This is a genomic window from Mesorhizobium sp. M0019 (genome assembly GCF_040323975.1).
Lineage (GTDB): Bacteria > Pseudomonadota > Alphaproteobacteria > Rhizobiales > Rhizobiaceae > Mesorhizobium.
The window spans coordinates 1-26510 of sequence record NZ_JAMYVK010000004.1; the positions used below are offsets into that span (position 1 = coordinate 1).

Genomic DNA, 26510 nt, shown 5'->3' on the forward strand with positions numbered 1-26510 from the left:
CCCGCGGCCCCCGGCTGTGTGTGTGGCCTCCCCGGCCCGGGCCCCTGCGGGGTGGGGGTGTGTTGGTTCTTGGTACCCCCTGTTGGGGGGGGGGGGGGCGGGGCGCCCCCCCCCACGACCAGGCAACCTCGCCGCAGCTTGCGCGTTGAGCCATCGGAGGGATGACATCAGCCTCGGAGAACCCCCATGAAAACCCTTCTATCCATCACTGCGGCAGCGATGATGGCTGGCGCACCTTTGGCTGCTTTTGCCCAATCGGCGACGCTGACGCCTCTAACGACCGACACCATGAGCAAGGTTGACACCGCGACGTTCGTCAAGACCGTGCCCATCGCCAATACATTCGAAATCGAATCGAGCCGACTTGCGCAGACGCAGGCGACTGCCGACGACGTGAAGGCATTCGCGGCGCAAATGGTCACGGACCACACCAAGGCCGGCGAGGACTTCAAGGCGGCGCTCAGCAAGGGTCAGACGACTTCGGCCACCGCGCCAGCCGGCCCGTCGCTGGACACCAAGCACCAGGCGCTGCTCGACCAACTCAAGGAGGCCAGCGGGGACAGCTTCCAATCGAAATATATCGACATGCAGACCCAGGCGCATAAGGAAGCGGTGGCGCTGTTTTCCGCTTACGCGAATTCCGGCGACGATCCGGCGATGAAGGAGTTTGCCAAGAAGACGCTGCCGGTGCTGCAAATGCACGAACGTCATCTCAAGGACCTCGCTGCCGCGCATCAATGAGAGCGAAGAGTGCCTTTTGCAAACGAAAGGCCGCCCCACACACGGCCTGTGTGACGCAGCTGTCGTCCGGCCACACGGCCGGGAACAAAGCACCGAGAGTGCCGTTATTTATCCGGCTTGTTCGGGGAGGATCCAATGGAAGGCGGCATTCGCGGGGCCTCAAGGATAGTAGCGCCGGCTTTCGGCGCCGTCCTGGTCGCCGCTGTCACAGGCTGAAATCGCTTTCCGAACGGGACAGGCTGCCTTCATGCGCTACGGCGAGATATTTGCAAATGTTACGGCACTCATGTTGCTGGCCTTGATGATTGGCGGCGTCTTCGTCCTGTTTGGAGAGCCGCTGTGGCCGCGGCACTACGCGAGAATGGTGCTGGTTACGGATATCGATGCCATGAGCACCGCGTCAGTCCGAACAAGCTGCGTGCCCAGTCCCTGCCTGCCCGACATCATCGATCACACCGTGCTCACTCCTCGCCCCGAGGACGGACCTTGATTTGCGATTTGCAGACGCGGAGCGAGGAGATGCGGAAAGGCCCGCCACGCGACCTGCGCGACGGACCCTTTGGTTCAATCAAACCGTCTGGCCACAACTAAGTCAGGATAATCACGATCTTGTAGGTATTCGGGTCGACGATGACGATCCGGCCGTCGGCGAGCACGAAATACTCATAGCCTTCGTAAGCCGGAACGATCTTGACGATGCGCGCCGGCAGACGATGCAGCCGGACCTTCTTCCGCGGAACCTCGATGCCGACAGAGATGTCGAAATCGACGCTGGAAACCGGTTGGACGTTCGTCTCCTTGATGACCTGCGTGATCTGGGTTTTCTGTTCAACGGTCACATTGCTGATGGAAGCGGTCGAACTCTGGTCCTGCGTCTGCGTCGAGGCATTGCCCTGAGTCTGCTCGGTGGTGGTGGTTCCGGCCTTGCCCTGGGCGTGCTGATCGGTCTTCATCTTTGTGTTGCCCTGGGCTTGCTGGTCAGTCGTTGCGCCGGCCTTGCCTTTGGCTTGCTCATCGGTCTTCAGCTTCTTGTTGCCTTGCGCCTGTTGATCAGTTGCAGCGCCGGTCTTGCCCTGAGCCTGCTCGCCCATTTTGGCGCCGTTCTGGCAATTGGCAGTGCCGGCTGCACAATTGGCGCCGGACTGGTCGTCGGTCGACTGCTGCGTCTGGGCAAGTGCAGCCCCGCAACTGACGCTGATTGCTAGCATGCTGGTGATCAGAACGCCTTTCATGAGAGATCTCCTTGGAAAACGCGTCCCTTCACCGCGTAAAACCGCGGCTAAAAAACTTTGTTCCAAACTAATGGAGGGAAACGGCAAGCGATCCGAGTGGCGGAACAAGCTCCACCTGATGACGTTACCGGCCTATAGCGACCCCGCTGCGAACAGCATGACGCGGCGCAGCGCAGAGGTGGCTCACCACGAAAGGAGACGATCATGAGAATGCATCTTTCGGCAGCCGCGGCTGGGTTCTTGCTGCTTGCGGGTATTGGCGCCGCTGCCGCTCAGGACGTGGTCATCGAACCGCAGCAGGAGACGATCGTACGCGAGTATGTGAAAAAGCAGCCTCTGGCGTCCGTGCAGCTTCCCGGCGTGGAGCTCAATGTCGGCTCGACCCTGCCCGATACCGTCGAGCTTCATGAGGTTCCCGACGTCAAATACCGCTATGTCGTCGTCGACAATCGGACCGTCCTGGTCGATCCTGGCACGCGCAGGATTGTAAAGGTCATCGAGTGAGCAAGCGCGTCGCTTTGAAGGGACATGCGGCGCGTCCAGCATTGTCGACATCCCACACTGCTGCCCGTGTTGGGCATTCGGACGCAGAAAGGCCCGCCGCTTCGAAGCACGGCGGGCCTCATAGCGGAGACGACGTCCGGACAATTTCTGAACCAGCATTGGGTTAGAACGCATGATCCCAGCACGCCCTGTGCTCGCCAGGCCCGAAACTTTGAGAGAATATTCCTGGCTTCGCATTTCGCGGGAAATACGGTGCTTTGATCCGACGGTCAGCATTCCCGATGATGCCGGCAAGGCTTGGCACTCCGCCTGGCCGCAACGACTTCAGAACCGACGGGATAGATCATGTCTGGGAATACCAACACTTTGCTCTCATTTCTCTCCGCAACTATAAACCGGCGCGCCGGTCTGGCTGTACTTTTCGCGTCGGCGGTTGCGATTGTCGGCCTTGCTGCGCCGTCGTTCGCCGAAGACAAGACGGCGGTCAAGGTCGGCATCATGAGCGGCGAGGACGAGGATGTGTGGCGCGTCGTCACCGCCCAGGCGGCGGAGAGGGGGCTGACGATCGAGACCGTGGTGTTCAACGACTACACCCAGCCGAATGAAGCACTCGAGCGTGGCGAAATCGACGCCAACGCCTTCCAGCACAAGCCCTATCTCGACAACCAGATCAAGACGCAGGGCTATCACATCGTCCCGGTCGGCTATACCGGGGTCTGGCCGATCGGCCTCTATTCCAAGAAGTACACGAAGATTGCCGACCTGCCCGAAGACGCCGTCATTGGCGTGCCGAACGACCCGTCCAATGAGGGCCGCGCACTGCGCGTTCTGCAGAGCGAAGGTCTGATCAAGCTCAGGGAAGGCACCGGCATTCTGGCTACGACGACCGACATTGCCGAAAACCCGAAGAAATTAGTCGTCAAGGAGCTTGACGCCGGGATTGTCGGGCGCTCGGTGGAAGACCTCGACGGGGCCGTGGTCAACACGGATTGGGCGCTTAAAAGCGGCCTCACACCGGAGAACCGCATCGCCCAGGAGGCGGTGGCCGACAATCCCTACCGCAACTTCATCGCGGTCAAGGCCGGCAATGAAAACCAGCCCTGGGTAAAGACATTGGTCGCCTCCTACCAGAACGAAAAGGTGAAGGCCGAATTCGACCGAGTCTACAAGGGAACCGGCATCAGCGCCTATTGATGCCGAGCTCGACTGGGCGCCGAAGCCCGGCATGATAAAACGGTCCGCGCTTCAACGCGGACCGCGATCGCGTTTGCGGGACACCAATACAGGAACTTTTATGAACCAGCATTTCGCCTCGGTCACCGAAGTCATGCGTCCCGTCGGCGGCCGCTCCGCCGGACCGAATGATGTCGTGCGCCTCATCGAGCTGAAGCGCCGCTTCGGCGCGACAGCGGCGCTGGACGGCGTGTCGCTCAGCGTGCGCCAGGGCGAGATCCTCGGCATCATCGGCCGCAGCGGCGCCGGCAAGTCGACGCTGATACGCTGTTTGAACGGCCTGGAGCGGCCGGATTCAGGACAGGTCTTCATCGAAGGCCGCGACATCAGCCGGCTCGGCGAGCGCGAATTGCAGCCGCTGCGCCGGCGCATCGGCATGATCTTCCAGCATTTCAACCTGCTGTCCGCCAAGACGGTCGAAGACAATGTAGCGCTGCCGCTCAAGATCGAAGGCCGGCCCAGGGTCGAACGCCTGGCACGCGCCGCCGAGCTGCTCGAGCTTGTCGGCCTGTCGGAGAAGGCGAAAGCCTTTCCGGCGTCGCTGTCGGGCGGGCAGAAGCAGCGCGTCGGCATTGCCCGGGCGCTTGCGGCGCGCCCGGCGCTGCTGCTGTCGGACGAAGCGACCTCGGCGTTGGACCCGGAGACGACGCGCTCCATCCTTGCCTTGCTCAGAGACATCAACCGGCAGCTCGGCCTGACCATCCTGCTGATCACGCATGAGATGGAGGTGATCCGCTCGATCGCCGACCGGGTCGCGGTGATCGACGCTGGGCGGATCGTCGAGCAAGGGCCGGTGTGGTCGGTCTTTGCCGACCCGAAATCGGCGATCACACAAAGCCTGCTCGGCGGCATCCGGCCGCAATTGCCGGCGGAGATCGCAAGCCAGCTAACGCAGAACGCCGGCGTGGAGGCGATCCTCAAGATCGACGTGGCCGGTGAGGCCGCGCGAAGCCCGCTTTTGTCCGATCTTGCCTCGGCAGTTCCCGGCTCGTTCCGCCTCGTGCATGGCGGCATCGATCACGTCCAGCAGCAGCCTGTCGGGACACTGTTCGTGGCGGTCGCCGGCAGCAATGAAGCTCACCTGGCAGAGGTGATCGCGTTCTTGAAAGCCCGCCAAGCGCGGGTGGAGGTGCTTGGCCATGTCGCCGGTCCTGTTTGAGCTTCTCGTCCGTTCGATCTGGGAAACGATCCTGATGACGGCCGCCTCCGGCCTCATCTCGCTGGTTTTCGGGCTGCCGCTCGGCCTGGCGCTGGTCGCCACCGACCGCGGCGGTATCGCCGAAAACCTGTGGGTGAACCGCGCGCTCGGAGCGCTCATCAACGGCTTCCGCTCGGTGCCTTTCATCATCCTGCTGGTTGCGCTGATCCCGGTGACGCGGCTGATCGTCGGCACCTCGATCGGCACCTGGGCAGCGATTGTGCCGCTGTCGATCGCGGCGACGCCCTACTATGCCCGGATCGCCGAAGTGTCGCTGCGCGAGGTCGACCACGGGCTGATCGAGGCGGCACGCGCCATGGGCGGCAACCGCTGGACGATCATTCGAGAGGTGCTGGTGCCGGAAGCGTTGCCCGGCATCGTCGCCGGCTTTACGGTGACGCTGGTGACGCTTATCGGCGCCTCGGCCATGGCTGGCGCCATCGGCGCCGGCGGGCTCGGCGACCTCGCCATCCGCTATGGATACCAGCGCTTCGAGACGTCCGTCATGATCGCCGTTGTCATTGTGCTGATCGTCCTGGTCTGCGGTATCCAGTGGGCCGGCGACCGGCTGGTCGCGAGGCTGGATCACCGCAACTGATCGTTGGTCGCAAATAAGGGAAATCCGGGGCCGCGCCGTCAGCCGGCGCGCCTCTTTTCCGTGGCTGCCCGGTCGATCCCCAATCCATCCGCCGAGAGAGCGACGCCGAACTTTTCGGCGGCTTCTGCGGGCGTGTAATAGCCCAGCGCGACATCCCTCGACACCAGATCGGCGTCCCGCTGCAACGGATCGCCGTAGCCGCCGCCGCCCGGTGTGCCGACGCGCACGCGATCGCCTGCCTTCAGCGCGATGTCCTGCTCCTTGGATAGATGCCGCGGCACATGTTCCTTGCCGTCGCGGAACACGGTCACCGTGTTGACCGCGCCGTCCTTGCCGCCGAGCGCGCCCTGTGGGCCGAAGCGGCCATGGTCCATGACGAAGGAGGCACGGGCGTCGCCGCGCAGGATCTCGACCTCATAGGCGAGGCCAAAACCGCCGCGATGCTTGCCGGCGCCGCCCGAGCCTTCGCGCAGGGCGTAGTGGCGGTAGAGCACCGGGAAGGCCTGCTCCATGATTTCGACTGGTGGCGACTTGGAAATGCCGATGGTCGAGCAGCCATTGGTCAGGCCGTCGTGACCGGCATTGCCGCCATAGCCGCCGCCGGAGATCTGGTACATGACATAATCGCGGCCGCGGGCCGGATCGTTGCCGCCGAGCGCGAAATTGCCGCTGGAGCCGGCCGGAGCCGCCGTCACCTTGTCCGGCAGCGCCTGCACCATCGCAGCGAACACCGCCTCGGCAATGCGCTGCGAAACCTCGGCCGCGCAGCCCGATACCGGGCGCGGATATTTGGCGTCGAGGAAGGTGCCTTCCGGCCGCCTGACGATCAGCGGCTCGAAGGCACCGGCGCTGATCGGCACGTCGGGGAAAATGTGCCGCATGGCGAGATAGACCGAGGACAAGGTCGTCGCCAGCACGCTGTTCATCGGCCCAGCGCAGGGCTTTGACGAACCGGAGAAGTCGAAGCTGAGCGTGTCGCCCTGTTTTTCGACCGCCAGCGCGATAGTCAGCGGTTCGTTGACCACGCCGTCGGAATCAACAAAAGCCTGCGACCGGTAAATGCCGTCGGGAATGGCTGATATGTTCGCGCGCATCTGTTCGGCGGCGCGGCGGCGCAGTTCGGCGATCGCTTCGACGACCGTTTCGTCTCCGTAACGATCCAGGATTCCGTTCAGTCGGTCTTGACCGATCAGCAGTGCCGCCGCCTGCGCGCGGATGTCGCCGATGCGCTGGTCGGCAACCCTGATGTTCGAGCAGATGATGGCGTAGATCTCAGGGTCGAGCACGCCCTTCTTGAATAATTTCACCGGCGGCAGTCGCAAGCCTTCCTGCTCGACCGCCGTTGCCGAGGCGGAAAAGCCGCCCGGCACCGAACCACCGATGTCGGGCCAGTGGCCGGTGTTCGACAGCCAGCAGAATATCTTGCCGTCGCGGTAGACCGGCATGGCGAAGCGCACATCCATCAGATGGGTGCCGCCGAGATAGGGATCGTTGACGATGTAGATATCGCCCGGCTCGGGCGGCAGGCAGCGTCCGTCGGCGATCATCTCGATCACGGTTTTGGTCGAATACTGCATGACGCCGACGAACACCGGCAGGCCCTGGCTGCCTTGCGCGATCAGCGAACCATCGAGCGCCGAATAGATGCCATCCGAACGGTCATTGGCCTCGGCGATGACAGGCGAGAACGCGGCGCGCGAAAATGTCAGGTCCATTTCGTCGCAGACTTGCTGTAGCGCCGCCTGGATGACCGAAAGGGTGATGGCGTCGAGTTTTTCCATCTCAGGCCTCGCCGATATCGATGATGATGTTGCCGTCGGCATCCGATCGCGCCCGGTCGCCGGGCTCCAGCACAGTCGTCGCGTCCATCTGTTCGAGGATCGCCGGACCTTCGATTGTTGCGTCGAGCGGCAACTTCTCTCTGCTGTAGACCGGCGTGTCGTACCAGCGCCCGCCATACCAGACAGGCCGGATCTCGCGCCGCGCCTCTTCGAGCGTTTTGGCGCGCCCAGCCGGGTCGATCAGCCGGGACAGATCGATTGCCGGCCGCACGCCGGTGACCGAGGTGTTGAGGTTGACCAGATTGGCGCGGATTTCCGGCAACTGGACCTTGAAGCGGGCGAAATAGGCCTTCTCGAACAGTTGCTGCAGTCCCTCGCGTGTCACCGCAGACGACGGCAGCGGCACGTTGATGATATGCGTCTGGCCGACGAACTGCATGTCGGCGGAATGCGTGACGCGGATCATTTCCGGCTTCACCGCCTCCTTGCCGATCAGCTCTTTGCCTTCGTTTCGGTGCCGTTCCAATGTCTCGTGGAGTTGGATTTTCTCGAGACTGGCTACCGGCTGGTTGACCGTATTAACGAAATCATGGCGCAGATCGGCGACGACGCAGCCGAGCGCATTGGTGATGCCCGGCCGCGCCGGCACCAGCACCTTGGGCAGGCCCAGCTCGCGCGCCAGTGCCGTCGCATGCAGCGGCCCGGCGCCGCCGAAGGCGAACAGCGCGAAATCGCGCGGGTCGTGGCCGCGCGACACCGAGACCATGCGGATGGCGCCGGCCATCTTCACGTTGCCGAGCCGCAGCACCGCACCCGCCGCCTCGACGCCGGACAAGCCTGTGGCGCGGCCGATCCTGTCCTCGAATATGCCGGTGACCCGTTCGACGGTGACCGGGTTTTCCACCGCGAGCAGCTTCTTCGGCGCCAGCCTGCCGAGCACCAGATTGGCGTCGGTGATGGTCGGCTCCAAGCCGCCGCGTCCGTAGCATATCGGGCCGGGATTGGCGCCGGCGCTTTCCGGGCCGATCTGGATCAGGCCTGCCGCATCGACGTGGGCGATCGAGCCGCCGCCGGCGCCGACCGTATGCACCGCCACCATCGGCACGTGGATCGGCATCGCATACTCGATCTCGATCTCGTTCGACACCGCCGGCTCGGCGTTGCGGATCAGCGCCACGTCGGTCGAGGTGCCGCCCATGTCATAGGTGACCAGGTTTTCGAAGCCGGCGCGTTTTCCCGTATAGGCGGCAGCAATGACGCCGGAAGCGGGGCCGGACATGACAGTCTTGGCCGACTCACGTGTGACAAAGCGGGCCGAGATCATGCCGCCATTGCCGTTCATGATCAGGAAGTCGCGGGCGTAGCCTTTTGACGCCAGCTCCTTGCGCAGCCGCTCGACATAGCGTTCGAGGATCGGTTGCACCGAAGCGTTGACCGAAGCGGTCACGCCGCGCTCGAATTCACGCGCCTCCGAAAGCAGCGCATGGCCTGTCGTGATGTAGCCGTTCGGCCAAAGCTCGGCCGCGATCTCGGCGGCACGCCGCTCATGCGCCGGGTTGGCGTAGGAATGCAGGAAATGGATGACGAGGGATTCGCAGCCGGCCGCGATCAGTTGTGAAATCGCTGCCCGCATCTCGGCCTCGTCGAGCGGGATGCGCACCGCGCCCGAGGCTTCGACCCGCTCCGACACTTCGAGCCGCAGATTGCGCGGGATGATCGGCACGAACGTGCCTGTCATGCCATAGGCCTGCGGCCGTGTCCGCCGGCCAAGCTCGATCACGTCGCGAAAGCCGCGCGTGGTGATCATGCCGGTCTTGGCCAGCCGGCGCTCCAGCACCGCGTTGGTGGTGGTCGTCGTGCCGTGCACGATGAGGTCGATGCCGTCGACCGGAAATCCGGTGGCGCCAAGTGCCGAAACGACGCCGAACGCCTGGTTGTCGACTGTCGTCGGGGTCTTGGCGATGTGCACCCGGCCACCGTCACGGCCGTCGATCAGAAGCAGGTCGGTAAAGGTGCCGCCGACATCGATACCGGCGACGACGCTGCCCGTCGAATCCAGAGCTTGCGCCGAAAAATTCTGTTCCATTGTCGAAACCCGAAATGCCCGAACTGCTTACATGCCTCAGTTTGGAAAGCTGTTTTACGGCGGCGTCTTGACGCAAATATCGTTTGTATACTAATAAATTCCGGACACAAGAGCTTACCGCTTCGGAGTGTGCAAACGGCACGCTGGAACCTGACCGGTTCGGGCGCGCAGGTGAAGATTTGGCGCGGGCGCTGAACTGGCCCGGAAGGTTAGGTTTGATGAACACCACATCCGCGTTCAACACTGCCGGCGCCCGGCCGTTGCAGTTCCCGATACCGGCCAATGTCTATGCCGAAACCGTCGTCTCGGTGAAGCACTATACCGACCGGCTGTTTTCGTTCCGCATCACCCGGCCGCAGTCGCTGCGCTTCCGCTCCGGCGAGTTCGTCATGATCGGCCTGCCCAATGCCGAGAAGCCGGTGTTCCGCGCCTATTCGATCGCCAGCCCAGCCTGGGACGACGAACTCGAATTCTTCTCGATCAAAGTGCCGGACGGCCCGCTCACTTCGGAGCTGCAGAAGATCGAGATCGGCGACACCGTCATCATGCGGCAGAAGTCGACCGGCACGCTGGTGGTCGACGCGCTGACGCCGGCCAAGCGCCTGTTCATGATCTCGACCGGCACCGGCATTGCTCCCTTCGCCAGCCTGCTGCGCGATCCCGACACCTATGAGAAGTTCGAGCAGGTGGTCCTGACCCATACCTGCCGCGACAATGCCGAGCTCACCTACGGCCAGGCGCTGGTGGCCGCACTGGAGAACGATCCGCTGATCGGCGAACTGACCGGCGGCCGCGTCACGCTCTACAATTCAACGACGCGTGAGACCTCCGAGCGCATGGGCCGCATCACCGCGCTGATCGGCTCGGGCAAATTCTACAGCGATCTCGGCATCGACAAGCTCAATCCCGAGACCGACCGCATCATGATCTGCGGCTCGATGCATATGCTCAAGGACGTCAAGGAACTGGCCGAAAGCCTCGGCTTCCAGGAAGGCTCGCTGCACCATCCGGCAAGCTTCGTCGTCGAGCGCGCCTTCGTCGGCTGAGACGCGCAGTTCAGCGTCCACTGGTTCGAGACCCTGATTTTGATCATGCGGTCAAAAATCGGCTGCCTTGACTGTCTTTTTCCGCTATGACCGCTTGAAGGACTCGTGAAGCGCCGCTTCACGGTCTATCTTCGGCATAAGTCGCTGAACAAGGGGCAGGAGATGAGCAGCACAATCCGCGAAACCGACGTCGGCACATCGAAGGTCACGCCGCTGCCGGCGCGCGCCGCCGCCAATGCGCCGATGCCGCAAGCCCATGGCATTGCTCGCAATCCCGGCATGAGGCTCGATCTCGGCTTCATGGAATCGATGCGCGGTGTCAACCGCTCGGCGCTGGAACGCCGCGTCGCCAGCCTGACCAAAAGACGCTCGATCAAGGCCGATAACCAGGCCGCCTGGCTGCTGCGCGCCGTCGCCTGCATGGACCTGACGACGCTGAACTCGAACGACACGGAAGAGCGCGTGCGCCGGCTTTGTGCCAAGGCGGTCAACCCGTTCCGTCGCGACATTGCCGAGGGGCTGGGCATTACTGGTGAAAAGATCCGCCCGGCGGCGGTCTGCGTCTATCAGCCCTTCGTCGCCACTGCCGTCGAAGCGCTGCGCGGCAGCGGCGTCCACGTCGCCGCCGTTTCGACCGCCTTCCCGCATGGCCTTGCACCGCTTTCGACACGTCTGCAGGAGATCGAAGCATCGGTAAGGGACGGCGCCGACGAGATCGACGTCGTCATCCCGCGCGGCTTGGTATTCGGGGCGAAATGGCAGGAGTTCTATAACGAGATTGTCTCGATGCGCGCCGCTTGCGGCGAGGCCCATCTGAAGGTGATCCTCGGCACCGGCGACCTCGCGACGCTGCGCAACGTCATGCTCGCCTCGATGGTGGCGATGATGGCGGGTGCAGATTTCATCAAGACCTCGACCGGCAAGGAAAGCGTCAACGCGACGCTGCCGGTCGGCCTTGCCATGGTGCGCGCGATCCGCGCCTATTTCGAGGAAACCGGCTATCTCATCGGCTTCAAGCCGGCCGGTGGCATTTCCACGGCAAAAGCCTCGCTCGATTGGCTGGTGCTGATGAAAGAAGAACTGGGCCGGCCGTGGCTGGAGCCGGAGCTGTTCCGCTTCGGAGCATCGAGTCTTTTGACCGATATAGAGCGCCAGCTCGAGCATCATCTGACCGGCCACTACTCGGCCAATCATCGCCACGCGATGGCGTGATTCGGAGCGCTTCATGAACATTCTCGAACGCTATCACGCCATGGAATACGGCCCGGCGCCGGAGGCGCGCAACGAGGCCGATGCGTGGCTTGCCGCGCGGGATTTCGGTAAAGCGCTGTTTATCGGAGGCGACTGGAAGGCAGCCAGCGGAGGCAAAACCTTCGACACCAGCGATCCGTCCTCGAGAAAGCTGCTGGCCAAGGTGTCGGATGCCGGTGCCGCCGATATCGACGCGGCGGTTTCGGCCGCCACAAAAGCGCTGCCGAAATGGAGCGCCAGCACCGGTTATCAACGCGCCAAAGTGCTCTACGCCATCGGCCGCGCCATGCAGCGCCACCAACGGCTGTTCGCGGTATTGGAATCGATCGACAACGGCAAGCCGATCCGCGAAAGCCGCGACATCGACGTGCCGCTGGCCATCCGCCATTTCATCCATCATGCCGGCTGGGCGCAGGCGCTGGACAGGGATTTTCCAGGCCATAAGGGGGTCGGCGTCGTCGGCCAGATCATCCCGTGGAACTTCCCGCTCTTGATGCTGGCCTGGAAGATCGCGCCGGCGCTCGCCGCGGGCTGCACCGTGGTGCTGAAGCCAGCGGAATTCACGCCGCTCACCGCGATCCTGTTTGCCGAGATCTGCGGACGCGCCGGCGTGCCGAAGGGCGTCGTCAACATCGTCCAGGGCGGGCCGGAGGCGGGTGGGGCAATCGTCAATCATCCCGGGATCCAGAAGATTGCCTTCACCGGTTCGTCCGAGGTCGGCAAGATCATCCGCAAGGCCACTGCCGGCTCGGGCAAGAAACTGTCGCTGGAGCTTGGCGGCAAATCGGCATTCGTCGTTTTCGAGGATGCCGACCTCGACAGCGCCGTCGAGGGTCTGGTCGACGGCATCTGGTTCAACCAGGGCCAGGTGTGCTGTGCCGGCTCGCGCCTTCTGGTGCAGGAAGGCATCGCCGACGCCTTCATCGCCAAGGTCAAGACGCGGATGAGCCGGCTGCGCGTCGGCAGCCCGCTCGACAAGAACACCGATATCGGCCCGCTGGTCGATTTGACCCAGCTCGATCGCGTCAAGGGCCTGATCGCCGAGGGCGCCAAGCAGGGCGCAATCTGCTGGCAGCCGGACTCGGCGCTGCCCTCCTCGGGCTATTACCATCTGCCAACGCTGGCGACCGGTGTTTCGCCGGCTAACATCTTGGCACAGGAAGAGGTGTTCGGGCCGGTGCTCGCCACTATGACCTTCCGCAACACCGAGGAAGCGATCGAGCTCGCCAACAACACACGCTATGGCCTGGCCGCTTCGGTGTGGAGCGAGAACATCAATCTTGCCCTGCACGTCGCGCCGCAATTGAAGGCCGGCGTCGTCTGGGTCAACGGCACCAATATGTTCGACGCCTCCTGCGGCTTCGGCGGCTACCGCGAGAGCGGCTTTGGCCGCGAAGGCGGGCGCGAAGGCATGTTCGAATATCTCTCGGCAAAACTACCGCTCGGCCCGATCATCAAACCGGCAACGTCTTCGGCCCAACCTGTCGAGCAGGCGGAAGGTGGCGCCATCGACCGCACGGCAAAGCTGTTCATCGGCGGCAAGCAGGTCCGGCCGGACGGCAATTATTCCTTCGCCATCGCCACCGCCAAGGGCAAGCTTGCCGGCGAGGTCGGTCTCGGCAACCGCAAGGATATCCGTGACGCCGTCGCGGCCGCGCGCGCCTGCAAGGCCTGGCCGGAAGCGACCGCCTACAACCGCAGCCAGGTGCTCTATTACCTGGCCGAAAACCTTTCCGGCCGCGCCGACGAGTTTGCTGTGCGCCTCACCCAACTTGCCGGCGCGACCGCCAAGGCGGCGCGTGACGAGGTCGAGCTGTCGATCGAGCGGCTGTTCCTCTATGCCGGCTTGGCCGACAAATTCGAGGGCCGCGTCCACCAGCCGCCGGCCCGCGCCGTCACGCTGGCACTGCACGAACCGGTCGGGGTCGTCGGTATCGTCGCGTCGGACAACGCACCTTTGCTTGGCTTGATCTCGCTGGTGGCGCCGGCGCTCGCCATGGGCAACACCGTGGTCGCCGTGCCGTCCGAAAAATACCCGCTGCTTGCCACCGACCTCTACCAGGTCATCGAATATTCCGACGTTCCGGCAGGCGCCATCAATATCGTCACCGGCCGTAGCTCCGAGCTTGCCGGCGTATTGGCCAAGCATGACGATGTCGACGGGCTCTGGGTGTTCGCCGATGCCGAGACTTGCGCCAAGGCCGAGGCCGAGTCCATCGGCAATCTCAAGCGCGTCTGGACCGGCAACGGCCACAGCCTCGACTGGCCCTCGAACGAAGCAGCCGGCGATGCCCTGCTGCGCCGTGCGATCGAGGTCAAGAACGTCTGGGTGCCCTACGGCGACTGAGTGCCCCGGAGAGACGTCCGGGCTTGACGGGCCAAAAGATGTTCTTTACCGAGAAAAAACATTTGGCTGGCAGGCGAATATCGAAACAGGCGGGATGGTAGTGCCCGGCTGGCACATTGCGCCCCGGCCTTGCGCCGGTAAAAGCCGGACGACCACAGACGGGCGAGGAGAAAAGCATGGCGGATCTGACAGGCAAAATCGTTGTCGTCACGGCGGCGGCGCAAGGCATCGGCCGGGCGAGCGCGCTGGCGTTCGCCAAGGTCGGCGCCGTCGTCCATGCCACCGACATTAACGAGGTGGTGCTCGCCGACCTCGGCAAGACGCCCGGTATCAAGACCCGCAAGCTCGACGTGCTGAACGACGAGGCGGTGAACGCCGCTTTTGCCGAGATCGGCGCCGTCGACGTGCTGTTCAATTGCGCCGGCTTCGTCCATTCCGGCTCGATCCTCGAGATGAAGGACGGCGATCTCGACTTTGCCTATGATCTCAATGTCCGCTCGATGATCCGCACCATCCGCGCCGTGCTGCCCGGCATGCTGGAGCGCGGCGACGGCTCGATCATCAACATGGCGTCGCTGGCCAGTTCGACCAAGGGCGTGCCGAACCGCTTCGTTTACGGGCTGACCAAGGCAGCCGTCATCGGCCTGACCAAATCGGTCGCCGCCGACTATGTCGGCAAGGGCATACGCTGCAATGCGATCTGTCCGGGCACGGTCGAAAGCCCGTCGCTGCAGGACCGCATGCATGCGCAGGGCGACTACGAAGCAGCTCGCGCCGCCTTCATCGCCCGCCAGCCGATGGGCCGCCTCGGCACGCCCGAGGAAATCGCCGATCTCGCCGTCTATCTGGCCGGCGCCACCTATACGTCGGGGCAGGCTTATAATATCGACGGTGGCTGGTCGATCTAAGAGGCCATTTGAAAACCCTACTCCGCCGGGCGCCTGACGCGGCTTTCTGCGCTTCCGGTGCTCACGTACTTTAAGTACGCTCCGCTCCGGTTCTCGAAACCCACGCCATTCGCCGCAGCGGAGCGAGTTTGCAAACGGCCTCTGGTCGCAACTGGGAGAAAACTGCATGAAACTGCTGCGCTATGGCGAGGCGGGGAGCGAACGCCCCGGCCTGCTCGATGCCGATGGAACGATCCGCGACCTCTCCGCCCATGTCACCGACATTGCCGGCAAGGCACTTGACCCGGCATCGCTCGAGACATTGTCGAAGCTCGACCCGAAGACGCTGCCGGCGGTTTCCGGCAAGCCGCGGATCGGCGCCTGCGTCGCCGGCACCGGCAAATTCATCTGCATCGGTCTCAACTATTCCGACCACGCCGCCGAAACCGGCGCCACCGTTCCGCCGGAGCCGATCATCTTCATGAAGGCAAGCTCGGCCATTGTCGGGCCGAACGACGACGTGCTGATCCCGCGCGGCTCGGTCAAGACCGATTGGGAAGTCGAGCTCGGCGTGGTCATCGGCAAGACCGCTAAATATGTCACCGAGGCCGAGGCGCTGGATTATGTCGCCGGCTACTGCGTCGCGCATGACGTCTCCGAGCGCGCCTTCCAGGCCGAGCGCCAGGGCCAGTGGACCAAGGGCAAATCCTGCGACACGTTCGGGCCGATCGGCCCGTGGCTGGTGACCAAGGACGAGGTCAAGGACCCGCAGAACATCCCGATGTGGCTGACGGTCAACGGCAAGACGATGCAGAACGGCTCGACCAAGACCATGGTCTTCGGCGTCGCTTATCTCGTCTCCTATCTCAGTCAGTTCATGTCGCTGCACCCCGGCGACATCATCTCGACCGGCACGCCGCCCGGTGTCGGCCTCGGCATGAAGCCGCCGGTCTTCCTGAAGCCCGGCGACGTGGTCGAGCTCGGTATCGAGGGGCTGGGCATCCAGAAGCAGACGTTCAAGGCGGATTTGTAGGCGCTCTTCCTTCTCCCCTTGTGGGAGAAGGTGGATCGGCGCGCAGCGCCGAGACGGATGAGGGGTGCTGGAAGAAACGCGACGAGAAAACATCGAAGGATTTCCGTCGCTTACGCCTTCAGCGTAGCGATCCGTCCAACACCCCTCATCCGACCGAGCTTCGCTCGGCCACCTTCTCCCACAAGGGGAGAAGGGGAGTCGGCGCCTGCGCTACTTCAGCACCTTCCCATCGGCTCCAAACCGGTATGTCTTTGCCGGATCCGGCGTCGCATAGAGCGTGGCACCCGGCTCAGCGTTATAGACGCCGAAGATGCGCACTGTGATCAACCCGGCCTTCTCGCAGTCGAGATAGAGGTTGGTGTCGGCGCCAAGGTGCTCGGCATGGACGACCGTGCCTTTCCAGGCGCCGGATTTGGGATCGACGGTCAGATGTTCGGGACGGACGCCGATGGTCTTGGCCGTCTCGCCAAGCCTGGCGCCGTCGACGAAATTCATCTTCGGTGAGCCGATGAAGCCGGCGACGAATTCATTTGCCGGCGAATTGTATAGCTCCATCGGTCCGCCGATCTGCTCGATCTTTCCCGCGTTCAGCACGACGATCTTGTCGGCCAGCGTCATCGCCTCGACCTGGTCGTGGGTGACATAGATCATCGTGGCCTTCAGCCGGCGATGCAATTGCGCGATCTCCAGCCTGGTGTTGACGCGCAGTGCGGCGTCGAGGTTCGAGAGGGGCTCGTCGAACAGAAAAAGCTTGGGCTCACGCACCACGGCGCGGCCGATGGCGACGCGCTGGCGCTGGCCGCCGGAGAGCTCGGCCGGCCGCCTCGAGAGGTAGGGCTCCAGCGACAGCATCGACGAGGCGATGCCGATGCGGCGGTCGATCTCGGCCGCCGGCGTGCCCGCCTGCTTGAGGCCGAGGCCCATATTGTTCTTCACCGTCAGATGCGGGTAGAGCGCATAGGTCTGGAACACCATGGCGATGCCGCGCTTGGCCGGCGGGGTGGCCGAAACGTCCGCCCCGTCGATGACCACGCGGCCTGAGGTCGAGTCCTCCAGCCCGGCAATGACCCTGAGCAGCGTCGACTTTCCGCAGCCGGATGGACCGACGAAGACGACGAACTCGCCATCCGTCACCTCGAGGTTGATGCCCTTCAGCACCTCGACCGGTCCAAAGGCCTTTTTTACATTCTCGATGTTCAGCGAGCCCACGGCGTCGTCCCTGTTCTAGAGTTTCACGGCGAGGCCGCTGCGCACGCTCTCGTCTGCGGCAAGGCAGACGGCGAGCGACTTCACCGCGTCGTCCATGTGACGGGTCAAGTCCAGATCCTCGCGGACCGCCTTCAGCACAAACGCCTGTTCCAGGTCGCAGAGGTCCTGATGGCCGGGCTCGCCTTGCATCGACAGCATCTCGTCCGGTTTGGCGAACTTGCCGTCGGCTCCGGTCGCCGCACTGTGCAGGCGGATGGTCGAGGTCTTGGTGTGGGTGCCGATGTCGTCGGACCTGACACCCTCCTTCATGACGATCGACACGCAGCCATTGGGCGAGATCACGTCTTTCACGAAAAAAGCCGTCTCCGAAATCATCGGCCCCCAGCCGGCCTCGTACCAGCCGACCGAACCGTCGTCGAACAGCACCTGCAGATGACCGTAATTGTACATCGACGGCGCGATCTCGTCGCTCAGCCGTAGCCCCATGCCGCGCACCTCGACTGGTCTGGCGTCGGTGATCTGCAGCATCACGTCGAGATAATGCACGCCGCAGTCGACGATCGGCGACGTCGTCTGCATCAGCTGCTTGTGCGTCTCCCAGGTATGTCCGGAGGATTGCTGGTTGAGATTCATGCGGAACACGTAAGGGCCGCCGAGCTTCCGCGCCTCGGCAATCAGCCTGATCCAGGACGGATGGTGGCGCAGGATATAGCCGATCACCAGTTTTTTGCCGTTGGCCTTGGCGGCGGCGACGACGCGCTCTGCATCCGCGACGGTGGTTGCCAGCGGCTTTTCGAGGAAGACGTGGCAGCCGGCCTCGAACGCCTTGACGGCATAGTCAGCATGGCTGTCGGAATAGGTGGCGATGCAGGCGACGTCGGGCTTTTCGTCGCGTAGCGCCTCGTCGAAGGAACGCCGGATGGCGTAGGTCGAAAGCCCTTCCGGCAGCGGCACATCGGAGCGGTTGACCAGCGCGGCGATCTGGAATCCCGGATTGGTGTGATACGCCAGCGCATGGCTGCGCCCCATGTTGCCGAGGCCGGCGATGACAACGCGAAGAGGTTGTTGCGAACTCACTTGACTGCTCCCGAGGTGATGCCGCGGATCAGCTGCCGTGAGAAGATGACGTAGAGGATCAGTACCGGCATGATTGCCAGCGACAGCGCCGCCAGGATGGCGTTCCAGTTGGTGACGAACTGGCCGAGAAACAGCTGGGCGCCGAGCGTCACCGTCTTGGTCTCCTCCGACGGCGCCAGGATCAGCGGGAACCACAGATCGTTCCAGATCGGGATCATGGTGAAGACGGCGACGGTCGCCATCGATGGGCGCACCAGCGGCAGCACCAGCCGGAAAAAGATGGTGTATTCGGACAGGCCGTCGATCCTGCCCGCATTCTTCAGATCGTCCGAGACCTGCTTCATGAATTCCGACAGGATGAAGACGGCAAGCGGCAGGCCTTGCGCGGTATAGACCAGGATCAGCGCCGTCAGCGTGTTGACTAGCCCGCTCGCCACCATCAATTGCAGGATGGCGACGGTGGCAAGGCGGATCGGGATCATGATGCCGAGCGCCAGATAGAGCCCCATCAGCGAATTGCCGCGGAAGCGGTATTCCGACAGCGAGAAAGCCGCCATGGCGCCGAACAAAAGCACGAAGAACAGCGAGGCGACGGTGACGACAAGGCTGTTCTGGAAATAGTGGATGAAATCGCCCTGGCCGATCACCGTCGTGTAGCCGATTAGATCGAAGGTTTTCGGCGTCGGCGGCGCCAGCGGCGCACCGAAGATGGCGGCGCGCGATTTGAACGAATTCATGATGACGAGGATGACCGGAAACAACGCGATGGCGGTGTAGGTCAACAGGATCGCGTGGGCGCCAATGGTGCGGGGCAGCGAGCGGGTTGCCGTGCTCATGTCACGCCTCAGAACTGGTAGCGACGCAGGCGCGTCTGCACGAGGAACAGGTAGACGCAGACGCCGCCCAGGATGATCAGGAACATCATCGTGGCGATTGCCGCGCCCATGTTGGGATCACCGATCTGCAACTGGAAGCCGAAGAAGGCGCGGTAGAGGAAGGTGCCGAGGATATCGGTTGAATAGTTCGGTCCGGCGAGCGCCCCTTGCGCGGTGTAGATCAGGTCGAACGCGTTGAAATTACCGACGAAGGTCAGGATCGAGATGATGCCTATCGACGGCAGGATCAGCGGCAGCTTGATCTTCCAGAACTGCGACATGCCGGTGATGCCGTCGCATTCAGCGGCCTCGATCACCTCTTCGGGGATGGACAGCAATGCCGCATAGATCAGCATCATCGGGATGCCGACGAACTGCCAGACCGAGATCAGGCTGAGTGTGGTCAGCGCGTACTGCTCCTTGCCCAACCAGGGCGTGAACAGGCTCTTGAGGCCGACCAGATCGAGCAGATGCGGCGCCACGCCCCACAGCGGCGACAGGATCAGCTTCCAGGCGAAGCCGACAATGACGAAGGACAGGATCGTCGGCACGAAGATCGCCGTTCGGTAGAAGGCGGAGAATCTCAGCCGCGGGCTCGACAGCAGCGCCGCCAAAAGGACGCCGATCGGATTCTGCACCAGCATGTGGATGATGAAGAACCAGACATTGTTCCGGAGAGCATTCCAGAAGCCCACCGACCAGTTAGGATCGCCGAACAGCGTGCGGAAGTTTGCCAGTCCCACGAAGACTTGGGACTGGTCTATGTTGCGGAACAAGGAGAGCTGCAGCGTGCCGGCCAGCGGCAGGATCATGATTGCCGTATAGACCAGCACTGCCGGCGCCAGAAAGACGCCGATGTGCCAGCGGAACGGTCTTTTCGGTGTTGCGGCCATGAGTTCGGTCCCGCCGATCAGGTTCTTGCAATTGCCGTCAAAGGGCGCGGCGCCTCCCTCCCCTCGAGGGGAGGGTGCCTCGCAAAGCGAGGCGGGTGGGGTCGGCAGAGGCAGCGCGCCATCGTCGTTCGACCGTGCTTTCCAGCAGCGATCAAGCCGCAGCCTGCCTCGACCGACTCCCTCTGTCGCCTTCGGCGACATCTCCCCCTCGAGGGGGGAGACAACGCTTCGCCGCACTCTTACTTCGCCGGCTTGTACCAGCTGTCGAGGCCGTCCTGCAGCTTCTTGGCGGCAGCTTCCGGCGTGTCGGTGCCGTTGATGACGTTAGCCGATTCAACCCATGTCTCGTTTTCGAGGTTCGGCGTACCGCGGCCCAGGATCTGGTAAGTCGAGCGGATCGTCGACTTGCACTTGTCGCGCCAGGAGACGAATTCCTGCGCCAGCGGGTCTTCCATCTTCACCGGCGTGTTGTTCAGGCTGAAGAAGCCCGGCAGCGCGTTGGCATAGATGGTGGCAAAATCAGGCGAGGCCACCCAGGACAGGAAGGTCTTGGCCGCGTCGGCGTTCTTGGACGCCGCATTGAGGCCCATGCCGATGTCGGTGTGGTCGGAGATGTAACAGGTGTCGCCGGCCTTCTGCACCGGCGGCGGGAAGGCGCCCATCTTGAACTGCGCCTGCGTGTTGAACAGGCCGATCTCCCACGAGCCGGCCGGGTAGATGGCGGCGCGGCCGAGCGTGAACAGGTTCTGGCTGTCCGGATAGGTCTGCGCCTCGAAACCGTCGCCAAGATAGGGCTTCCACTTGGCAAGCTCGGCATAAGGTGCGACCCACTGAGGGTCGGTCAGCTTCTGCTCGCCCTTGATCAGTGCGGCGCGGCCTTCCTCGCCCTTCCAGTAGTTCGGGCCGATGTTCTGGTAGCCCATGGTCGCGGCTTCCCAGAGGTCCTTGGTGCCCATCGCCATCGGGATGTAGGTGCCGTCGGCCTTGATCTTGTCGAGCGCGGCGAAGAATTCGTCGCGCGTCTCCGGCACCTTGATGCCGAGCTTGTCGAAGGCGTCCTTGTTGTAGATGAAGCCATGGATGACCGAGGCCATCGGCACGCAGAATGTCGCCTTGCCGTCGTCGGTCTGCCAGGCCGACTTGGCCACCGGGGAGAAGTTCTCCATGCCCGGCAGCGCCGACAGATCGGCGAGGTTGCCCTTCTTGAAGAGTTCCAGCGACTTGTCGAACGGGCGGCAGGTGATCAGGTCGCCCGCCGAGCCGGCGGCGAGCTTGGCGCCGAGGGCGGCGTCATATTCGGTTGGCGCCGACGGCGCGAACACCACCTTGATGCCCGGGTTCTTGGCTTCGAAGGCCGGGATCAGTTTGTCCTTCCAGATGGCAAGGTCGTCGCCGCGCCAGCTTTCGATGTTGAGCGTTACGTCGTCGGCATAAGCCACCCCGGCGGAGCCGAGAATGCTGGTGCCGAGAAGAAGTGCCGTCAGTAGCTTCGTTGTCATGCTCAGTCTCCCTGTTGACCTTTTTCAGGTTCGGTTTTGATGAGAACAGAGGCATTGCGCCCCTTGCTCCCCTCGATCGCGGAAAGGGCCGGCCGCAGCTTGTGGCCGGTCCCTTCCAATATCTTCTCGGCTGCATCGGCGCTGGCGGCGCCGGCGGCGAGCAGAATAGCGGTCTTGACGACGCCGCCGCTCCTTTCGAGCAGGCGCGCCGCCTCGTCCTTGTCGCGCCCGCTGACAGCGGCAACGATGCGTGCGGCGCGGTCGCGCAGCTTGATGTTGTCGGCCATGAGGTTGACCATGTAGCCGTCATGGACATGGCCGAGATGGATGGCGGCGAGCGTCGACAGCATGTTGAGCGCGATCTTCTGGGCGGTGCCTGCGCCCATGCGCGTTGAGCCGGCAATCAGCTCCGGCGGCGTTTCGAGCAGGATGGCGATGTCGGCCAGCCGCAACAGCGGCGCATCCCTGTTGTTGGCGATGGCAATGGTCGCCGCACCGCGGCGCCTGGCGTCCTCGATCGCCCTGACTGCATAAGGTGTCGAGCCGCTGGCCGAGACGGCGATCAGGCAGTCGCCCTTGCCGATGCGGGCGGCGGCAACTGCTGCTGAAGCTTTCTCGGTGTCGTCCTCCGGCCCGCCGGCCAGTGTCTTGAAGGCCTCGTCGCCGCCGGCGATCAGGATGGCGATGCGGTCGCGTTGGATGCCGAAAGTGCCCGGCAGCTCAAGCGCATCGGCCAGTGCCATCAGGCCCGAACTGCCGGCAGCCGCATAGGCGAGCTTGCCGCCGCTTTTCAGTCTGCTTGCGATGATTTCGGCTGCCGCGGCAATGGCAGGAATGGCGCCGTGCACAGCCTTGGCGGCCTCGATCTGTGCGTTGGCCAACGAGGAAAGGACGGCTTCCGGGGCCTGGATATCCAGTCCCTCGGCATTCTGGTGAAGCGCTTCGGTGCGCGTTTCGGCCATCCGCTTTCCTCCAATCGAGAAAACCATACCAAAAAAATACCACTTGTCCACACGCATTAATGAAATCCTTGCGGCGGTGCAGGCTTGCGAACGAAATTGGGCGATTTTCCAACAAACTACGCCTTAACTTTTTTGAAACGGAAATTAAGCCTTGGCTATTGGTATTTTATTGGTATTATCCGCCCGGAGGAGAACTCGCGTGAAATTCGTGCTCGGCATCGATGGCGGCGGCACCAGCTGCAGGGCGGCCCTTGCAACGGCCGACGGCAGCGTCCTCGGCCGCGCCAAAAGCGGTGCCGCCAACATCCGAACCGATCTCACCGGCGCCAGGACGAACATCGTCGACGCAGCGCAGCAGGCCTTTGTCGCCGCGGGCAGGGATCCCGCACTGATCCCGCAAACTCCGGCCGTTCTCGGTCTTGCCGGCGCCAATGTCGGCACCTACCGGCAGCAGCTCGAAGCGATCCTGCCGTTCCGCATCAGCCGCGTCGAGACCGATGCCGAGATCGCGCTGGAAGGCGCGGTTGGCTCAGGCGACGGCGCCATGGCCATACTCGGCACCGGCACCGCTTATATGGCGCGCAGACGAGGCAAGTCGCGCGCCATCGGTGGCTGGGGTTTTCAGGTCGGCGACCAGGGCAGCGGCGCCCGCATCGGCCGCGACCTGCTCGAGCAGACGCTGCTCGCCTATGACGGCATCCGCCAGGGATCGCCGCTGACGGAGACCATGCTCGCCATTTTCCGCAACAATCCCGAGGATGTGGTCGAATTCACCACCAACGCCAAGCCCGGCGATTTCGGCGGCTTCGCGCCCAAGGTGTTCGAACATGCCGAAAAAGGCGACGCCGTCGCTATCTGGATCCTCGACAAGGCGATCGCCGATGTCGAGGCAGCGCTTGGCGTGCTCGACCTCGGCGGCGACGATCCGCTCTGCCTGCTCGGCGGGCTGGCGCCGCTTTATGCGCCGCGCCTGTCGGCCCGCTACCGGGCGCTGCTGAAACCGCCGCTCGACGACGCGCTGGGCGGCGCGGTTCAGATGGCGGTTCGGATTTTCGCAAACACGGCGGAGGCAGCTCGATGAGTGAGGCCGCCGACCAGATATTTGCGGCGCTGAAACAATCGTCGCAGAGTGGCGCGCCGCTCTATCTGCAGCTCAGGAAGAGCATCGAGGATGCGGTCAAACGCGGGCTGATCGGACCTGGCGATGCGCTGCCTTCCGAGCGCGACATCGCTAGCAAGGCCGACATTTCGCGCGTCACCGTGCGCAAGGCGGTGCAGGACCTGGTCAAGGGCGGCATCCTCGTCCAGCGCCATGGTTCCGGTACCTTCGTTGCGCCACGTATGGAGCGCGTCGAGCAGTCGCTGTCGATGCTGACCTCGTTTACCGAAGACATGGCGCGGCGCGGCATGGCGGTGCGTTCGGCTTGGCTCGACCGCGGCCTCTATCCGCCGTCGCCCGACGAGATGATGGTGCTCGGCCTGGCGTCGAACGAATTGGTTGCGCGCGTGGCGCGCCTTCGTATCGCCAACGACACGCCGCTGGCGATCGAGCGCGCCTCGCTATCGACAAGCGTGCTGCCCGATCCGGCGGCGATTGGTTCGTCGCTCTACGCCGCGTTGGAAAAGACCGGCAACAGGCCGGTGCGGGCGGTGCAGCGCATTTCCGCCACCAATCTCGGCGATGGCGACGCACATCTGCTGGAAGTACCGCCGGGTATTGCCGGCCTGCACATCGAGCGTATCTCCTATCTGGCGAGCGGCAAGGTGATCGAGTTTACCCGCTCCATCTACAGGGGCGACGCCTATGATTTTGTCGCCGAACTCCGGCTGAGCGGGCCGGGCGAAGAGGGCCGGCCGTGACCGCAACAACGACCCATATGCGGCGCGAGATCGAGGAGATCCCGGAGGCCACCGCCCGCCTGCTCGATGGCTCGGCCGCGGTGCTGACGGAAGCTGGACGCGGCATTCGCGAGCGCGATCCGAATTTCGTCGTCACCGTGGCGCGCGGCTCGTCCGACCATGCCGCAACCTTCATGAAATATGCCGTGGAGTTGACCGCCGGGCTGGCGGTTGCATCGGTCGGCCCGTCGATCGCCTCGATCTATGGCGCCAAGCTGAAGCTGGGCGGCTCGGCCTGCCTGGCGATCTCGCAGTCCGGCAAGAGCCCGGACATCGTTGCAATGGCGCAAGCGGCGAGGACCGGCGGTTCGCTGACCGTCGCCATCACCAACACCGCCGATTCGCCGCTGGCGCGGGCTTCGGACTACGCGATCGACATCCTGGCCGGACCGGAGCGCAGCGTCGCGGCGACGAAGACCTTCGTCAATTCAGCCGTCGCAGGACTCGCCTTGATGGCGCATTGCACCGGCGACGAGAAACTCCTGGTGGCGCTCGCGCGCTTGCCGGAGCATTTTCGCAAGGCGATCGCCTGCGACTGGATGGCGCTGGCTGGGGCACTCGAGACGCCGAAATCGCTGTTCATTCTCGGCCGTGGCCCGTCGGCGGCGATCGCCAACGAGGCGGCGCTGAAATTCAAGGAAACCTGCGCCATGCATGCGGAAGCCTATAGTGCCGCCGAGGTCATGCACGGCCCGCTGGCGCTGGTCGGTCCCGGTTTCCCGGTGCTGGCTCTGGCTGCTCGCGATGCGTCCGAGCCATCGGTGGCCGATGCCGCCGACAGCCTGGCCGGCAAGGGCGCTGCCGTCTTTGTGACGTCGAACAAGGCAAAGAGCGCTCAGCGCCTGCCGCATGTCGCAACCGGTCATCCGCTGACCGACCCGCTGACGCTGATCGTGTCGTTCTATGGTTTCGTCGAGGCTTTTGCCCGCCATCGCGGCCTCGACCCCGACACGCCGCCCAATCTGCGCAAGGTAACGGAAACCCTATGAGCGACCGTTTTGCCCTGACTGGCGCCCGGATTTTCGATGGCGACGACTGGCACGACAATGCGGCGCTTCTCGTGCGCGACGGCCTCGTCGAGGCCATTGTTGCCGCCGGCGCCATTCCATCCAATGTTGCGCGTATCGAGACCGGCGGCGGCATGCTGGCGCCTGGCTTCGTCGATCTGCAGGTCAATGGCGGCGGCGGCGTCATGCTCAACGACCATCCCGACGTCGCCTCGATCGAGACCATCTGCCGGGCGCACGCACCCTTCGGCACGGCGGCGCTGTTGCCGACGCTGATCACCGACACGTCCGAGATCACCGCCGCGGCGGTTGCGGCCGGAGCCGAGGCGGCACGGAGGAAGGTGCCGGGGTTCCTGGGCCTGCACCTCGAAGGGCCGCATCTGTCGATCGCCCGCAAGGGCGCACATGACCCGGCTTTGGTCCGGCCGATGCTAGACTCCGACCAGACGATGCTGATCGCCGCACGGAAAAACCTGCCCGTGCTGCTGACGACGGTGGCGCCCGAATCCGTCGAGCCCAGCCAGGTGTCGGCGCTTAGCAAGGCCGGCATTGTCGTCAGCATCGGCCATTCCGATACCGGCTATGCCACGGCTCGCGCCTTTGCCGAGGCCGGCGCAACGGTGGTCACCCATCTGTTCAATGCGATGAGCCAGATCGGCAATCGCGAGCCAGGGCTAGCGGGCGCCGCAATCGATACCGGCACATTCTATGCCGGGATCATCGCCGACGGTATCCATGTCGATCCGGCCACCATGGCCATCGCCTTGCGCGCCAAGCAGGGGCCGGGCAAGATCCTGCTCGTTACCGATGCCATGGCGACGATCGGCACCGACATGACCTCGTTCACGCTGAACGGCCGCACCATCCACCGCAAGGATGGCAGGCTGACACTTGCCGACGGCACGCTGGCGGGCGCGGATCTCGACATGATTTCCGCGGTGCGCTTCATGCACCGCGTCGTCGGCCTCGACCTCGACGAAGCCTTGCGCATGGCCTCGCTCTATCCGGCGCAAGCGGTCGGCCAGTCGCACCGGTTCGGGCGCTTCGCCAACGGTACCGCGGCCAACATCGTTTCGCTGTCGGACGATCTGGACATTAAAAGCGTCTGGATCGATGGTGCCAAGGTTTTTGCAGGCAGCCCTGCTCGTTAGG

The 26510-nt window shown here is 63.7% G+C and carries 24 protein-coding genes; 15 read left to right on the forward strand and 9 right to left on the reverse strand.

The window, feature by feature from the left end; translation table 11 throughout:
• Positions 1-186: 186 nt before the first annotated feature.
• Both NKK47_RS04485 and NKK47_RS04490 read left to right on the forward strand, forming a co-directional pair.
• Positions 187-741: a DUF4142 domain-containing protein gene (locus tag NKK47_RS04485; protein ID WP_352575226.1), complete on the forward strand. Its 555-nt coding sequence runs from the start codon at positions 187-189 to the stop codon at positions 739-741.
• Positions 742-988: 247 nt separating this feature from the next.
• Positions 989-1231, forward strand: coding sequence for a polymerase (locus tag NKK47_RS04490; RefSeq protein ID WP_352575228.1), 243 nt, complete (start codon positions 989-991; stop codon positions 1229-1231).
• 97 nt (positions 1232-1328) lie between these two features.
• Here the strand turns inward: NKK47_RS04490 and NKK47_RS04495 are convergent, their stop codons facing one another.
• The gene (locus NKK47_RS04495) at positions 1329-1973 is read right to left on the reverse strand and encodes a DUF1236 domain-containing protein (protein WP_352575444.1); all 645 of its coding nucleotides are present in this window, start codon (positions 1971-1973) and stop codon (positions 1329-1331) included.
• A gap of 204 nt (positions 1974-2177) precedes the next feature.
• Between NKK47_RS04495 and NKK47_RS04500 the strand changes: the two genes are divergently transcribed.
• From NKK47_RS04500 to NKK47_RS04515, 4 genes are all read left to right on the forward strand, one after another.
• Complete coding sequence (locus NKK47_RS04500; protein ID WP_023677114.1) at positions 2178-2477, forward strand: DUF1236 domain-containing protein; 300 nt, start codon at positions 2178-2180, stop codon at positions 2475-2477.
• A 345-nt stretch (positions 2478-2822) separates the two neighbouring features.
• Positions 2823-3671 carry a MetQ/NlpA family lipoprotein gene (locus tag NKK47_RS04505; protein WP_352575230.1) on the forward strand — a complete coding sequence of 283 codons (849 nt, stop codon included), beginning with the start codon at positions 2823-2825 and terminating at the stop codon, positions 3669-3671.
• 100 nt (positions 3672-3771) lie between these two features.
• Positions 3772-4869: a methionine ABC transporter ATP-binding protein gene (locus NKK47_RS04510; RefSeq protein ID WP_502904972.1), complete on the forward strand. Its 1098-nt coding sequence runs from the start codon at positions 3772-3774 to the stop codon at positions 4867-4869.
• Complete coding sequence (locus NKK47_RS04515) at positions 4850-5506, forward strand: methionine ABC transporter permease (RefSeq protein ID WP_352575231.1); 657 nt, start codon at positions 4850-4852, stop codon at positions 5504-5506. The genes NKK47_RS04510 and NKK47_RS04515 overlap by 20 nt, the downstream gene beginning before the upstream one ends.
• Before the next feature lie 38 nt (positions 5507-5544).
• Here the strand turns inward: NKK47_RS04515 and NKK47_RS04520 are convergent, their stop codons facing one another.
• Together NKK47_RS04520 and NKK47_RS04525 are read right to left on the reverse strand one after the other, a co-directional pair.
• Positions 5545-7287, reverse strand: a complete 1743-nt coding sequence (locus NKK47_RS04520) for a hydantoinase B/oxoprolinase family protein (protein WP_352575233.1) — start codon at positions 7285-7287, stop codon at positions 5545-5547.
• Between the two features lies 1 nt (position 7288).
• Positions 7289-9373, reverse strand: a complete 2085-nt coding sequence (locus tag NKK47_RS04525; protein ID WP_352575235.1) for a hydantoinase/oxoprolinase family protein — start codon at positions 9371-9373, stop codon at positions 7289-7291.
• Positions 9374-9591: 218 nt separating this feature from the next.
• Here NKK47_RS04525 and NKK47_RS04530 point away from each other — a divergent pair, with 218 nt between their 5' ends.
• The 5 genes from NKK47_RS04530 to NKK47_RS04550 all read left to right on the forward strand — a co-directional run bounded on the left by NKK47_RS04530 (position 9592) and on the right by NKK47_RS04550 (position 15937).
• Positions 9592-10419, forward strand: a complete 828-nt coding sequence (locus NKK47_RS04530; protein ID WP_352575237.1) for a ferredoxin--NADP reductase — start codon at positions 9592-9594, stop codon at positions 10417-10419.
• 162 nt (positions 10420-10581) lie between these two features.
• A complete protein-coding gene (deoC, locus tag NKK47_RS04535; protein ID WP_352575239.1) occupies positions 10582-11631 on the forward strand; it encodes a deoxyribose-phosphate aldolase in 1050 nt (349 codons plus the stop codon).
• A 13-nt stretch (positions 11632-11644) separates the two neighbouring features.
• Complete coding sequence (locus NKK47_RS04540; RefSeq protein ID WP_352575241.1) at positions 11645-14017, forward strand: aldehyde dehydrogenase family protein; 2373 nt, start codon at positions 11645-11647, stop codon at positions 14015-14017.
• Positions 14018-14193: 176 nt separating this feature from the next.
• Positions 14194-14925: an SDR family oxidoreductase gene (locus NKK47_RS04545; RefSeq protein WP_023677124.1), complete on the forward strand. Its 732-nt coding sequence runs from the start codon at positions 14194-14196 to the stop codon at positions 14923-14925.
• A 166-nt stretch (positions 14926-15091) separates the two neighbouring features.
• The gene (locus NKK47_RS04550) at positions 15092-15937 is read left to right on the forward strand and encodes a fumarylacetoacetate hydrolase family protein (RefSeq protein ID WP_352575243.1); all 846 of its coding nucleotides are present in this window, start codon (positions 15092-15094) and stop codon (positions 15935-15937) included.
• A gap of 210 nt (positions 15938-16147) precedes the next feature.
• Here the strand turns inward: NKK47_RS04550 and NKK47_RS04555 are convergent, their stop codons facing one another.
• From NKK47_RS04555 to NKK47_RS04580, 6 genes are all read right to left on the reverse strand, one after another.
• Positions 16148-17146: an ABC transporter ATP-binding protein gene (locus NKK47_RS04555; protein WP_352527632.1), complete on the reverse strand. Its 999-nt coding sequence runs from the start codon at positions 17144-17146 to the stop codon at positions 16148-16150.
• 15 nt (positions 17147-17161) lie between these two features.
• Entirely contained in the window at positions 17162-18223 is a 1062-nt protein-coding gene (locus NKK47_RS04560; RefSeq protein ID WP_352575245.1) for a Gfo/Idh/MocA family protein, read from the reverse strand.
• The gene (locus NKK47_RS04565; protein WP_352575246.1) at positions 18220-19059 is read right to left on the reverse strand and encodes a carbohydrate ABC transporter permease; all 840 of its coding nucleotides are present in this window, start codon (positions 19057-19059) and stop codon (positions 18220-18222) included. The genes NKK47_RS04560 and NKK47_RS04565 overlap by 4 nt, the downstream gene beginning before the upstream one ends.
• A gap of 8 nt (positions 19060-19067) precedes the next feature.
• Positions 19068-19991 carry a carbohydrate ABC transporter permease gene (locus NKK47_RS04570; protein WP_352575248.1) on the reverse strand — a complete coding sequence of 308 codons (924 nt, stop codon included), beginning with the start codon at positions 19989-19991 and terminating at the stop codon, positions 19068-19070.
• Positions 19992-20230: 239 nt separating this feature from the next.
• Positions 20231-21490, reverse strand: coding sequence for an ABC transporter substrate-binding protein (locus tag NKK47_RS04575; RefSeq protein WP_023679841.1), 1260 nt, complete (start codon positions 21488-21490; stop codon positions 20231-20233).
• A gap of 2 nt (positions 21491-21492) precedes the next feature.
• Complete coding sequence (locus tag NKK47_RS04580; protein ID WP_352575250.1) at positions 21493-22452, reverse strand: N-acetylmuramic acid 6-phosphate etherase; 960 nt, start codon at positions 22450-22452, stop codon at positions 21493-21495.
• Between the two features lie 199 nt (positions 22453-22651).
• Between NKK47_RS04580 and NKK47_RS04585 the strand changes: the two genes are divergently transcribed.
• The 4 genes from NKK47_RS04585 to nagA are packed head-to-tail and all read left to right on the forward strand — an operon-like array spanning position 22652 to position 26509.
• Positions 22652-23533 carry a glucosamine kinase nucleotide-binding domain-containing protein gene (locus NKK47_RS04585; RefSeq protein ID WP_023679843.1) on the forward strand — a complete coding sequence of 294 codons (882 nt, stop codon included), beginning with the start codon at positions 22652-22654 and terminating at the stop codon, positions 23531-23533.
• Positions 23530-24312 carry a GntR family transcriptional regulator gene (locus NKK47_RS04590; RefSeq protein ID WP_023679844.1) on the forward strand — a complete coding sequence of 261 codons (783 nt, stop codon included), beginning with the start codon at positions 23530-23532 and terminating at the stop codon, positions 24310-24312. The genes NKK47_RS04585 and NKK47_RS04590 overlap by 4 nt, the downstream gene beginning before the upstream one ends.
• On the forward strand, positions 24309-25340 hold the full coding sequence (locus NKK47_RS04595) for an SIS domain-containing protein (protein ID WP_036239401.1): 1032 nt from the start codon (positions 24309-24311) through the stop codon (positions 25338-25340). Before NKK47_RS04590 ends, NKK47_RS04595 begins: the two co-directional genes overlap by 4 nt.
• A complete protein-coding gene (gene nagA / locus NKK47_RS04600; RefSeq protein WP_352575252.1) occupies positions 25337-26509 on the forward strand; it encodes an N-acetylglucosamine-6-phosphate deacetylase in 1173 nt (390 codons plus the stop codon). Before NKK47_RS04595 ends, nagA begins: the two co-directional genes overlap by 4 nt.
• Position 26510 lies beyond the last annotated feature (1 nt).